Source organism: uncultured Amnibacterium sp., from assembly GCF_964245895.1.
GTDB lineage: Bacteria > Actinomycetota > Actinomycetes > Actinomycetales > Microbacteriaceae > Amnibacterium.
This window is the reverse complement of the sequence record NZ_CAXTOQ010000123.1, coordinates 1-10,558: the sequence shown is the minus strand read 5'-3', so window position 1 is coordinate 10,558 and position 10,558 is coordinate 1. Positions and strand designations below refer to the sequence as shown.

Here is a 10,558-nt window from a genome sequence, read left to right as displayed (position 1 = left end):
GCGGACCCGCCTGCCCCCGCGGCCCCGACCAGACCGACGCCGACCACACCCGGTCGTTCCGCCTGCACAACGAGCAGGGCGAGACCGCGATCGAGAACCTCATGCTGCTCTCCCGGCGACATCACGGCGTGAAGACTGCGGAGGAGGCGGACGTCGCGCTGCTGAAGGACCGCACAGCCGTGTGGACCGCCCGGTCCGGGAACAAGTACGTCACCCGCCCACACGACCCCCTCGAGCCCACACCCATCCCGCCCGAGCTGATCGACCCGGACGACTGCCCGTTCTGACCCTGTGGACAACGGCCGACGCGGTCTGCCCGCGCTCGGCACACTGGCGGCCATGACCGATCCGGTGCGGGTGATCGCCGAGTCCGTGCGCACGCGGGCGCGGCGCGGCACCCTCGGCGGCACGCCGCAGGCGGCCGTGCGGGAGGAGCTGCAGCGGTACGCCGAGCACGCGTTCGCGGCGGACGTGCCGAGGATCGCCGACGAGGGTCGGGCGGAGCGGGAGGTGGTCGCCGACCTCACCGGGTTCGGGCCGCTGCAGCCGCTCCTCGACGACCCGTCGATCGAGGAGGTGTGGATCAACGCGCCCACCCGGGTGTTCGTCGCCCGGAGCGGGGTGCCCGAGCTGACGCCGATCGTGCTGGGGGAGCAGGAGGTGCGCGACCTCGTCGAGCGGATGCTCGTCGCCAGCGGCAGGCGCGTCGATCTGGCGTCGCCGTTCGTGGACGCCTCCCTGCCGGACGGCTCCCGCCTCCACGTCGTGATCCCGGACGTGACGCGACGGCACTGGGCGGTCAACATCCGCAAGTTCTCCGACCGGATCACGACGCTCGACGCGCTCGTCGGACTGGGGTCGCTGCCGGCCGCGGCCGCCGACTTCCTGAGCTCCGCGATGCTCGCCGGCCTGAACGTGCTGGTGTCCGGGGCGACGCAGGCGGGCAAGACGACGATGCTGAACGCGCTGCTCGACGCGGGCCGGCCGACCGATCGGGTCGTCACCGTCGAGGAGACCTTCGAGCTGCGGCTACCAGGCAGGGACGCGGTCGCGCTGCAGTGCCGTCAGCCGAGCCTCGAGGGCACCGGGGAGATCACGCTGCGGCGGCTGATCAAGGAGGCGCTGCGGATGCGGCCAGACCGGCTGGTCGTCGGGGAGGTGCGCGAGGCGGAGGCGCTCGACCTGCTCATCGCGCTCAACAGCGGCGTGCCCGGTGCCTGCAGCATCCACGCGAACTCCGCGCGGGACGCGCTCGTGAAGCTGTGCACGCTGCCGCTGCTCGCCGGCCGGAACATCGACGGGTCGTTCGTCGTGCCCACCGTCGCGTCCGCGGTCGACCTGGTGGTGCACTGCGAGCTGCAGCACGGCGGGCGCCGTCGGGTGAGGGAGATCCTGGCGCCGACGGGCTCGCTCAGCGCCCCCGCGGCGGAGGGCGGCGTGATCGAGGCGACCCGGCTGTTCGTCACCGAGGGCGGCGTGCTGCGGGCGACCGGGGGCCTGCCGCCGAAGCAGGAGAAGTTCCTCGCCGCCGGGCTCGATCCGGCCCGGGTCGTGCGGTCGGCGGCGTGATCACCCTGTGCGGGGCGCTCGGCGGCGCAGGCCTGCTACTCGTCGCCTCGCCGTGGATCTGGCCGCGCGGCGCCTCCCGTCCGCGGTCCGCCCGCTCCTGGGCGGGGACCGTGGAGGAGCGGCTCGGCCGCGCGGGCTTCCCGCGGATGGCGCCCGGCGTCTTCGTCGCGGTGTCCGTCGTGCTGGGTCTGGTCGTGGCGGCCGTCGTCGTGGCCGGCACGGGGCTCGCCGCGGCGGCCGGGCTGGCGTTCGCCGTGAGCGCCTGCACGCCGTGGCTGCTGGCCGGCCACCGCGCGCGGACCCGCCTGCGCGCCGCGCGCGGCCTCTGGCCGGAGGTCGTCGACCACCTGGTCGCCGCGATCCGGGCCGGCATGCCGCTGCCGGACGCGATCGCCGCGCTCGCCGACACCGGTCCGGTGGCGCTGCGCCCCGCGTTCCGCCGGTTCGCCGGCCGCTGGCGGCGCACCGGCACGGTGGGCCCGGCGCTGGACGACCTCAAGGAGCACCTCGCGGACCCGACCGCGGACCGGCTCATCGAGGTGCTGCGGATGGCGCGGGAGGTCGGTGGCACCGAGCTGCCGACGGTGCTGCGGGACCTCGCCGCGCACCTCCGCCAGGACCTGGCCCTGCGCGCGGAGGTGGAGGCGCGGCAGAGCTGGGTGACCAACGCCGGCAAGCTCGGCCTGGCGGCGCCGTGGATCGTGCTCGCGCTGCTCGCGAGCCGGCCGGAGGCGGCGGCCGCCTACGCGACGACGACCGGGACCGTCCTGCTCGTCGCGGCCGCCTTCGTCACCCTGCTGGCCTACCGCGTGATGCTCGCGATCGGCCGCCTCCCCGACGACCGCCGGTGGTTCCGGTGACGCCGCAGCTGTGGCTGGCGGTGGCGCTGGGCCTGACGGGCGGGATCGGGCTGTGGAGCGTGACCGCGCGGCTGCCCGCGCTCGGGCGGCCCCGGCTGGCGTCCCGGCTGGCGCCGTACCTGCTCGACGTCTCGCCGGAGGCGCGCCGGCTCGTCCGGCCGCCCGACGCCGACCCGCTGCCGGTGCTCGGCGTGGTCGCGGCGCCGGCGCTCGACCTCTTCCAGCGAGCGTTCGGGGGCCTGCTCGGCACGAGCGGCGGCGCTGTGGTCCGGCTCGCGCGGGCGGGTCGCTCGTGGACGGTCGAGGGCTACCGCCTCCGGCAGCTGCTCTGGGCCGTCGCGGGCGGCGCGGCCGGCGCCGGCCTCGGCGCTCTGGCGGCTACGCGGGGCAGCCCGGCCGCGCTCGTCGCCGGCCCGGTCGTCGGGGCGATGCTCGGGCCGCTGCTGCGGGACCGGCTGCTCGTCGAGGAGGGACGTCGCCGCGCGGCGCGCATCGAGAGCGAGCTGCCGACCGTGCTCGAGTTCCTCGCCCTCAGCCTGAGCGCGGGGGAGGGGGTGCACGACGCGCTGCGCCGGGTCGCCCGGGTCGGTTCCGGCGTGCTCTCCGGCCTGCTGCGGCGCGTCGTCGACGAGACCGCGGTCGGCGTGCCGCTGCCCGCTGCGCTGTCCCGGGTCGGGGACGAGCTGCGCATCCCGACGCTGACGCGCGCCCTGACGCACGTCGTCGGCGCGCTCGAGCGCGGGTCGCCGCTCGCCGAGGTGCTGCGGGTGCAGGCGGCCGACGCGCGGGAGCACGCCCGCCGCGACCTGCTCGAGTCCGCTGGCAGGAAGGAGATCGGGATGATGGTCCCGCTCGTCTTCCTGATCCTCCCGGTCACCGTCGCATTCGCGGTCTGGCCCGGCCTCTTCGTGCTGCAGACCGGGCTCTAGGGGCAGGATCGGACGATGGCCGTCGTCCTCATCACCGGCATGTCCGGTGCCGGGAAGTCGACGGCGCTCGCGGGGCTCGCGGGTGCCGGCTTCGAGACCGTCGACACCGACGGACCCGGCTGGATCGAGCGGGTCGACGGGGAGCCGCTCTGGCGGCCCGAGCGGATCGACGAGGCGCTCGACCGGCCGAGGACCGGGCCGCTGATCCTGCTCGGCACGGTCGCGAACCAGGGCAGCTGGGCGCACCGGTTCGACGCCGTGGTGCTGCTCACCGCGCCGGTCGAGGTGCTGGTCCGGCGCCTCCACGACCGCCTCCCCGGTGAGTTCGGCGCCGCGGAGGGGGACCGCGCGCAGGTCGCGGAGGACACCGCCGAGGTCGAGCCGCGTCTCCGGGCGATGGCGACGCACGTGGTGGACACCTCGGGGGACCCGGCGGACGTGGTGGCCGCGCTGGTCGCGATCGTCGAGGAGGTCGCCGGGTAGGCCGTCACTCGTGCTCGAACAGGGCCCGCCTGCTGGACCGCCGCAGCTCCAGCTCGCGCACGATCATCCCCGCGAGATCGGCCAGGTTGTCGAGGTCGCGCGGCTGGAACTCGCGCGGGCGCGTGTCGAGCACGCACAGCGATCCGAGGCGCGCCCCGTCGTGGGCGACCAGGGACGCCGCAGCGAACGAGCGGAGGTACGGCTCGCCGACGACGAGCGCGTCGTGCCGGATGCGCTCGTCGAGATGCGCGTCCCGGACCGTCCATGCCCGCATGCGGCCGGGGTCGACGGTGGACCAGGAGGCGCCACCGCGGGGGACCTCGCCGACGTCGATCCCCGTCCTGCTCCTCAGCACCACGCGGTCGCCGTCGACGATCGCCACGAAGGCGATGGGCGCCTTCAAGATGTTGCGCGCCAGCCGGGTGACGACCTCGAACGCCGGGTCGGACGGCGCCTCCAGCACGTCGAACCGCTGCGAGACCGGCAGGGCGCCCGGTCGCTGCTCGGTCGACTCCTCCGACACCATCGCCTGGAACTCGGCCGCGACCTGCTTGAGGCTCGGCCGGTCCGTCACCCGCAGCGCCGTCATGGCGCCGAGGACCGTCGCTAGCCGGGTGGGGATCCAGGGCGGGATGTCGGGCTGGCGGTCGAGCCGGGCGAACGCGGACTCCTCGATGCCGCCCGGGTAGGCGACGGCGCCGGAGACGGCCTCGAGCAGCACCAGGCCCAGCGAGTAGGTGTCCGACTGGGGGACGGCGACCTCCCCCTGGACCTGCTCGGGGCTGAGGTAGGCGGCGGTGCCGGTGGTGAACTCGGTCAGGTCCGGCGCTCCGGCGAGGGAGGCGATCCCGAAGTCGGTCAGCTTCCCGCGGATGCGCGTGTCCGCACGGCGGTCGGCGAGCAGCACGTTCGCCGGCTTGATGTCGTGGTGGATGAACCCGGCCTCGTGGACGTAGTCCAGCCCCTCGGCGAGATCGAGCCCGAGCCAGCACACCTGCGGGACGGAGAGGCGCCCCCGGCGCAGCCGGCTCCTGAGGTCCGAGCCGGGGATGTACTCCATGACGAGGTAGATCTGCGGCCGCCGCGGATCCGTGGTGTCCACGCCGGCATCGAACAGGGTGGTCAGCGCGTGGTGGTTCAGCGACGCGACGAGGTGGGCCTCGGCCTGCTGGGTGAGCACGTCGGCCTGCACGACCGCCCGCGCCCGGAACACCTTGACCGCGACCTGGCGATCGAGCAGGGAGTCGTGCGCCTCGTACACCGAGGCCATCCCCCCGGCACCGAGCAGACGGCCGATGCGGTAGCGATCCGGCAGCGCGGCCGGGATCGGCACCTGGCCGGTCTGGACAGCGGACATCCCCATCCGTTCGCCACGGGGACGCGAGTCCATCCGATCGCGCCGCGCTCGAGTTGGTGCTCGCCACGATAGGACCGGTGCCGGCCCTCGGGCCAGTGGTGCACGGAATGCCCGCATGGCGGACGTGCATCGTCGTGCCGAGCCGCATCCGCGGCCCGCACGCGTGACAGGACGGCGTCGGAAGAGCACGATGCTCGCATGCGGATCCTGCGAACCGACCGGATCCGGTCGACACCCGTCTACGACTGATCATGACCGCGCTCGTGGTGGTGCTCATCGTCACGTGCGCGGTGAGCGCCGGGGCGGGGGTGGCCATCGCGGTGTCCGTCGTCGGCCGTGCGGCGCGGGTGCCGCCGCCGGGGCTCGAGGCGGGTCTCGGCCGGTTGACCGCGGAGGTGCACACCGGCGCCGAGCGGGCCGCCGTGGGTCTGGTCCGCGAGCTGGGCCTGCCGCGCAGCCCCGGCGGCGTCGAGTACGGCGGGTTCTACATCGAGATGCAGGCCGACACCGGCATCCGGGTCCGGTCCCGCTCGATGATCGGTCGCGGCTTCGTCGGGTCGGTGCGGATGTCGCGCGGCCGGCGGGCCACCTCGGTCGTGTACTCCATCCTGCGCCTCCCGGACGACGAGTCCCTCCACGTCGCGGTGCTGGGCCTCGAGCTGGAGCTGGTCGGGGCGCTGCGCCGGATCGACCCGGAGGCGAGCGTGCGGCTCTCGAGCACCGCGTTCCGCGAGATGAAGCGGGTCGGCCTCCCGGCGGAGTGGAACCACCGGCGGGAGCGCTGGTTCGCGGCGTCCGACGAGCCGTGAGCGCGAGGACGGCCGCGCCGTGATCGTCGATCCGCCGTGGACGGCGGTGCTGACGTCGCCGGAGCGCAGCCTCATCCTGTTCGGGCTGGTCACCACGCTGCTCGCCCTGTCGTCCACGCTGATCCGCGCTCGCCTCACGACCACCGAGTCCCACGGCGTGCACCGCAGCGTCAGCCTGACGGCGAACGCCGTCGTCGCGCTCGCCGCCGCGTCCTACCTCGCGCTCGTCGTCGCGTTCCTCGTCGGGTACGACCAGCGCGACGGCAGCTGGGTGCCGAACGCGGCGGCGCAGCTCGCCTGGTCGGTGCGCTACATGGACTGGTTCGTCACGGTGCCGCTGCTCGTCGCCGAGCTGCTCGCCGTCAGCCGCGTCGCGGGGTCCGACGACCGGCGCGCCCGGGTCCTCGGCGTAGCGCTGGCGCTCGGCATGCCGCTCAGCGGCTACCTCGGCGCCGTCGTCATCGCCGACGGCCGGGACTTCACCGCGCTGGCCGTCGCGGGCGCGGTCGGCGCGGCCTGCTTCGTGGGGCTCTACGCGCTGGTGCTCTCGACCTTCCGTCGCACGGCTCCCCGGCTGCCGGTGGCCGCCCGGCCCTCCTACCAGTCCGCGGTCGTCGTGCTGCTCGTCACGTGGCTCGCCTACCCGGTCGTGTACGGGCTGCAGGGCATCACCGCGGGCGGCGCCTGGGCGGTCACCGGTCAGCTCGTGCTCTGCGTCGCCGACACCGTCGCCAAGATCGGCTTCGGCAGCCTCCTGCACCGCACCGCCGTGCTCCGCTCCCGTGCCGACGACGAGGCCGAGCCGGCCCAGCCGCGGCCCCGCCGCCCGCAGGCCGACGCGGTGTGGGTCGAGGCGGAGCAGCAGATCGATCCCGACTTCGAGCCGCCGATCCCGCTGCAGCAGGAGTGACCCGGCCTGTGGACAACTTCCGACGGCCGGTCGGGGGAGTCTGCACACTGGCGGGCATGAAGCCGCTGCGCACCGCCGCGAACACCGCGCCGACCGCCGCCGACGACGCCGAGCGCGGCGACGTCCCCGGGTGGGTGCTCGTCACGATGATGACGGCGGGCCTCGTCGTGCTGCTCTGGGGCGTGGCGGGCCCGGCGCTCACCGGGCTGTTCGACCAGGCGATCCAGAGCGTCTCGGGGCTGTGATCCGGGAGGCGGAGCGCGGCAGCGCGGCCGCCGAGTTCGTGCTCTGCACGGTGCTGCTCCTCGCGCTGGTGCTGGGGGTGCTGCAGCTCGGCGCGGTGCTGCTGGTCCGCAACACCGCGCTCGACGCCGTCGCCGAGGGCGCCCGCTGGGCGGCGATCGTCGGGAACACGGACGCCGACGGGGTGGCGCGCGCGCAGCAGGTGCTCACCGACAGCCTCGGGCCGGCCTACGCGACCGGCGTCACCGCCACCCGGACCGTGTGGCAGGACCAGCCCGCGACCCAGGTGCGCGCCGCGATCCCGCTGCCGGTGATCGGGCTCGTCGGGCCGCCAGCCGCGATCGAGGTGACGGGGCATGCGGCGCTCGAGCCGGAGCCGTGACGACGGGTCGGCCCCCGTCGAGGTGCTCGTGCTCGGCGTGCTGCTGCTCGTGCCGCTGGTGTACCTCGTGCTGACCGTCGCCGCGCTGCAGGGCGCCGCCTTCGCCGCGGAGGGCGCCGCCCGGCAGGCGGCGAGGACGATCGCGCTCGCCGCCACGGACGCCGACGGGCGGCGGGCCGCCGGCGCCGCCGTCGAGGTCGCGCTCGCCGACTGGCGCATCGAGCCCGGCGCGACCGCGGTCGAGGTCGTCTGCGCACCCGAGCCGGGCGACTGCGTCGCACCGCGCGGCAGCGTCGCCGTGCACGTCCGCGTCGCCGCGGCGCTGCCGCTGCTGCCGCCGGCGATCGCCCTGGACGCCCCCGGCACGATCGCGGTCGACGCGACCGCGCTGCAGCGCGTGTCGATGTTCGCGGCGCGGCCGTGAGCCGCCGGGAGGAGGGCGCGGCGGTCCCGCTGATCGTCGGCCTGTTCGCGATCGCGCTCGCGTTCATCACGGTCGCGGCGGGAGCGACGAGCCTGCATCTCGACCGCCTGCGACTGCTGTCCGTCGCGGACGGCGCCGCGCTCGCCGCCGCGGAGTCGTTCCGGGTCGCCGACGTCGCCGTGCGGGGCGACGAGGTGATCCCCACGCTGACCGCGGGCGCCGTGCGGGCCGCGGCGGACGCCTACGTCGCGGAGGCGGGCCCGACCGGCGTGCGTCAGGTCGCGATCGTCGCGGCCGGCACGGACGACGGCCGCAGCGCGACGGTCGTGGTGCGCGGCACGTGGCGGCCGCCGCTGGTCGGTGCGTTCCTTCCGGACGGCGTGGTCGTCACGGTCGAGTCGACGGCCGCGGCCCGCTTCCGTTGAACGACGGCCCCCGGCCGTGCGGACGCTGCGGCCGCGGGATGAACCGCGGCACCCACCGCCCGAGCAGCCCGGCGCCCAGCAGGCCGACCACCCCGACGACGGCCGCCGCGAGCGGCAGGGACGCGACGGCGGTGAGGCCGGAGAGGGCGAGCGGCGCGGCCGCGTTGCCCGCGTCGCCGGTGAAGCGGTAGGCGCCGAGGAACGGCGCGGGGTCGTTCCGCGGTGCGAGGTCGGCCCCGAAGGTCATCAGGATCCCGCTGCCGACGCCGTTCGCGATCGACATCCCGATCGCCACCGCGATGAACCACGCGACCGCGTGCGGCGACCCGATCGTCGCCGCCAGGCCGACCACGACGGCGAGCGCGAGGTGCCCGAGCCCGAGCCCGACCATGGAGGGCAGCGCGCTCCACAGCCGTCCGAAGTGGTCCATGATCTGCCCGCTGGTGAAGAACAGCGCGAGGTCGACCCCGCCTGCCACCCCGACGACCAGCGCGATGCTGCTCTCCTGCATGCCGAGGCTCACGCCCGCGAGCGGCAGGATCACCGCGCGGCTGGACCGCAGCCCGCCGATCAGCGCCGCGACGAAGCCCATCCGCGCCAGCACCGGGCGGTGCCGCCGCAGCGTCGCGACCAGCCCCTCCCGCTCCGCCGACGCGAAGCGGCGCTCGGCGAGCGCGGCGGAGGGGTCCGGCAGCACGAGCAGCAGGATCGCGACGACGACGCAGGCCACCGCGTGGATCAGGAACACGCTGCGCGTGCTGCCGGTCAGCCCGATGACGAGCGCCGCGAGGAAGGGGCCGACGAAGTACCCGGCCCGGAACATGCCGCCCAGCAGGGACAGCGCCCGCGCGCGGTGCGACCGCGGCACGAACGTCGTCATGAACGCCTGGCGCGCGAGCGCGAACGAGGCGGTCGCGACGCCGATCAGCAGCACGCCGACCGCGAGCACCGCCGGCACGGTGGCCAGCAGGCAGAGCACGAGGCCGAGCAGCGCGGCCGCCGCCGACCCGATCATCGCGGCGCGCTCGCCGACCCGGGCGACGATCCAGCCGCTGGGGATGTCGCCGATCAGGGTGCCGACCATGATCAGCGCCGAGATGAAGCCGGCGAGGGCGAGCGAGCCGCCGAGCCGCGCGGCGTCGACCGGGATCACCGGGATGATCGCGCCCTCGCCGATGGAGAACAGCAGACCGGGCAGGTAGACGGGTCCTGCGACGGAGCCGAGTCGGAAGGTCGGCTGCGGGGTCGTCATCTCGCCCTCACGCTACGCCCGTGGGCTGCGGCGCCCGGCCGACTACCATTGCCGGGCCATGCAACTCGACCTCGCCCCGCGCATCGCAGCGCTCCGCTCCACGCTCGGCGACGTCGTCGCGGTCGTCGACGTCGACGGCCTGCGCGCCCGGATCGTCGACCTCGAGGCGCGCGCCTCCGCGCCGGACCTCTGGGACGACCCGGATGCGGCGCAGAAGGTGACGAGCGAGCTGAGCCACGCGCAGGCGCAGCTGGCGAGGGTCACCGGGGTCGGCTCCCGCCTCGACGACCTCGAGGTGCTGATCGAGCTCGTGAACATGGAGGACGACGAGGCGCAGGCCGCGGACTCCGCCGCGGAGGCGGAGGCGGAGCTCGTCGCGCTCGAGGGCGCCGTCGGCGAGCTGGAGGTGCAGACGCTGCTGAACGGCGAGTACGACCCGCTGCCCGCCGTCGTCACCATCCGCGCCGGCGCCGGCGGGGTCGACGCCGCCGACTTCGCCGAGATGCTGCTGCGGATGTACCTGCGGTGGGCGGAGCAGCACCGGTTCACGGCGACGGTCATGGACACCTCCTACGCGGAGGAGGCGGGCATCAAGTCCGCCACGTTCGAGGTCGACGCCCCGTACGCCTTCGGCACCCTGTCCGTCGAAGCCGGCACGCACCGCCTCGTGCGGATGAGTCCGTTCAACTCGGCCGGCAAGCGGCAGACGAGCTTCGCGGCGGTGGAGGTCATCCCGCTGCTCGAGGAGTCCGGCGAGATCGAGGTGCCGGAGAGCGACATCCGCGTCGACGTGTTCCGGTCCTCCGGCCCCGGCGGGCAGAGCGTCAACACGACCGACTCCGCGGTGCGGATCACCCACCTGCCGACCGGCCTCGTCGTCTCGATGCAGAACGAGAAGAGCCAGATCCAGAACCG

General features: G+C 75.1%; 13 protein-coding genes and 1 pseudogene. 12 read left to right on the top strand and 2 right to left on the bottom strand.

Translation table 11 applies throughout. The annotated features are described in order from the left end of the window. From ACFE60_RS14430 to ACFE60_RS14410, 5 genes and pseudogenes are all read left to right on the top strand, one after another. Positions 1-287 (top strand): annotated as a pseudogene (locus ACFE60_RS14430) (hypothetical protein); the annotation flags it as partial. Positions 288-339: 52 nt separating this feature from the next. Continuing rightward, entirely contained in the window at positions 340-1,569 is a 1,230-nt protein-coding gene (locus tag ACFE60_RS14425) for a CpaF family protein (RefSeq protein WP_375389561.1), read from the top strand. After that, positions 1,566-2,429, top strand: coding sequence for a type II secretion system F family protein (locus tag ACFE60_RS14420; protein WP_375389560.1), 864 nt, complete (start codon positions 1,566-1,568; stop codon positions 2,427-2,429). Before ACFE60_RS14425 ends, ACFE60_RS14420 begins: the two co-directional genes overlap by 4 nt. Continuing rightward, positions 2,417-3,358, top strand: a complete 942-nt coding sequence (locus ACFE60_RS14415; protein WP_375389559.1) for a type II secretion system F family protein — start codon at positions 2,417-2,419, stop codon at positions 3,356-3,358. The genes ACFE60_RS14420 and ACFE60_RS14415 overlap by 13 nt, the downstream gene beginning before the upstream one ends. A 15-nt stretch (positions 3,359-3,373) precedes the next feature. After that, the gene (locus tag ACFE60_RS14410; RefSeq protein ID WP_375389558.1) at positions 3,374-3,841 is read left to right on the top strand and encodes an AAA family ATPase; all 468 of its coding nucleotides are present in this window, start codon (positions 3,374-3,376) and stop codon (positions 3,839-3,841) included. A 4-nt stretch (positions 3,842-3,845) separates the two neighbouring features. Here ACFE60_RS14410 and ACFE60_RS14405 read toward each other — a convergent pair whose 3' ends face one another. Then, positions 3,846-5,198 (bottom strand): protein kinase, encoded by a 1,353-nt coding sequence (locus ACFE60_RS14405; protein WP_375389557.1) that lies wholly within the window; start codon positions 5,196-5,198, stop codon positions 3,846-3,848. Positions 5,199-5,449: 251 nt separating this feature from the next. Between ACFE60_RS14405 and ACFE60_RS14400 the strand changes: the two genes are divergently transcribed. From ACFE60_RS14400 to ACFE60_RS14375, 6 genes are read left to right on the top strand one after another with little or no spacing between them, the layout of a single operon-like run. Beyond that, positions 5,450-6,007, top strand: a complete 558-nt coding sequence (locus ACFE60_RS14400) for a hypothetical protein (protein ID WP_375389556.1) — start codon at positions 5,450-5,452, stop codon at positions 6,005-6,007. A 19-nt stretch (positions 6,008-6,026) separates the two neighbouring features. Next, complete coding sequence (locus ACFE60_RS14395; protein WP_375389555.1) at positions 6,027-6,917, top strand: bacteriorhodopsin; 891 nt, start codon at positions 6,027-6,029, stop codon at positions 6,915-6,917. Between the two features lie 56 nt (positions 6,918-6,973). Then, positions 6,974-7,162, top strand: coding sequence for a hypothetical protein (locus tag ACFE60_RS14390; protein WP_375389554.1), 189 nt, complete (start codon positions 6,974-6,976; stop codon positions 7,160-7,162). After that, the gene (locus tag ACFE60_RS14385) at positions 7,159-7,542 is read left to right on the top strand and encodes a TadE/TadG family type IV pilus assembly protein (RefSeq protein WP_375389553.1); all 384 of its coding nucleotides are present in this window, start codon (positions 7,159-7,161) and stop codon (positions 7,540-7,542) included. The genes ACFE60_RS14390 and ACFE60_RS14385 overlap by 4 nt, the downstream gene beginning before the upstream one ends. After that, the gene (locus ACFE60_RS14380) at positions 7,517-7,966 is read left to right on the top strand and encodes a hypothetical protein (RefSeq protein ID WP_375389552.1); all 450 of its coding nucleotides are present in this window, start codon (positions 7,517-7,519) and stop codon (positions 7,964-7,966) included. The genes ACFE60_RS14385 and ACFE60_RS14380 overlap by 26 nt, the downstream gene beginning before the upstream one ends. Next, on the top strand, positions 7,963-8,391 hold the full coding sequence (locus ACFE60_RS14375) for a hypothetical protein (RefSeq protein ID WP_375389551.1): 429 nt from the start codon (positions 7,963-7,965) through the stop codon (positions 8,389-8,391). The genes ACFE60_RS14380 and ACFE60_RS14375 overlap by 4 nt, the downstream gene beginning before the upstream one ends. Here ACFE60_RS14375 and ACFE60_RS14370 read toward each other — a convergent pair. After that, a complete protein-coding gene (locus ACFE60_RS14370) occupies positions 8,354-9,643 on the bottom strand; it encodes an MFS transporter (RefSeq protein ID WP_375389550.1) in 1,290 nt (429 codons plus the stop codon). The two genes, ACFE60_RS14375 and ACFE60_RS14370, sit on opposite strands and share 38 nt — an antisense overlap. 58 nt (positions 9,644-9,701) lie before the next feature. Between ACFE60_RS14370 and ACFE60_RS14365 the strand changes: the two genes are divergently transcribed. Next, positions 9,702-10,558 (top strand): PCRF domain-containing protein (locus ACFE60_RS14365; RefSeq protein WP_375389549.1); only part of this gene is annotated, 857 nt, incomplete at its 3' end.

Excerpts from the sequence above, each read along its gene's own strand:
- ACFE60_RS14410 (WP_375389558.1), top strand. The coding sequence starts at position 3,374 with ATGGCCGTCGTCCTCATCACCGGCATGTCCGGTGCCGGGAAGTCGACG.
- ACFE60_RS14380 (WP_375389552.1), top strand. The coding sequence starts at position 7,517 with ATGCGGCGCTCGAGCCGGAGCCGTGACGACGGGTCGGCCCCCGTCGAG.
- ACFE60_RS14370 (WP_375389550.1), bottom strand. The coding sequence starts at position 9,643 with ATGACGACCCCGCAGCCGACCTTCCGACTCGGCTCCGTCGCAGGACCC.
- ACFE60_RS14400 (WP_375389556.1), top strand. The coding sequence starts at position 5,450 with ATGACCGCGCTCGTGGTGGTGCTCATCGTCACGTGCGCGGTGAGCGCC.
- ACFE60_RS14405 (WP_375389557.1), bottom strand. The coding sequence starts at position 5,198 with ATGTCCGCTGTCCAGACCGGCCAGGTGCCGATCCCGGCCGCGCTGCCG.
- ACFE60_RS14425 (WP_375389561.1), top strand. The coding sequence starts at position 340 with ATGACCGATCCGGTGCGGGTGATCGCCGAGTCCGTGCGCACGCGGGCG.
- ACFE60_RS14390 (WP_375389554.1), top strand. The coding sequence starts at position 6,974 with ATGAAGCCGCTGCGCACCGCCGCGAACACCGCGCCGACCGCCGCCGAC.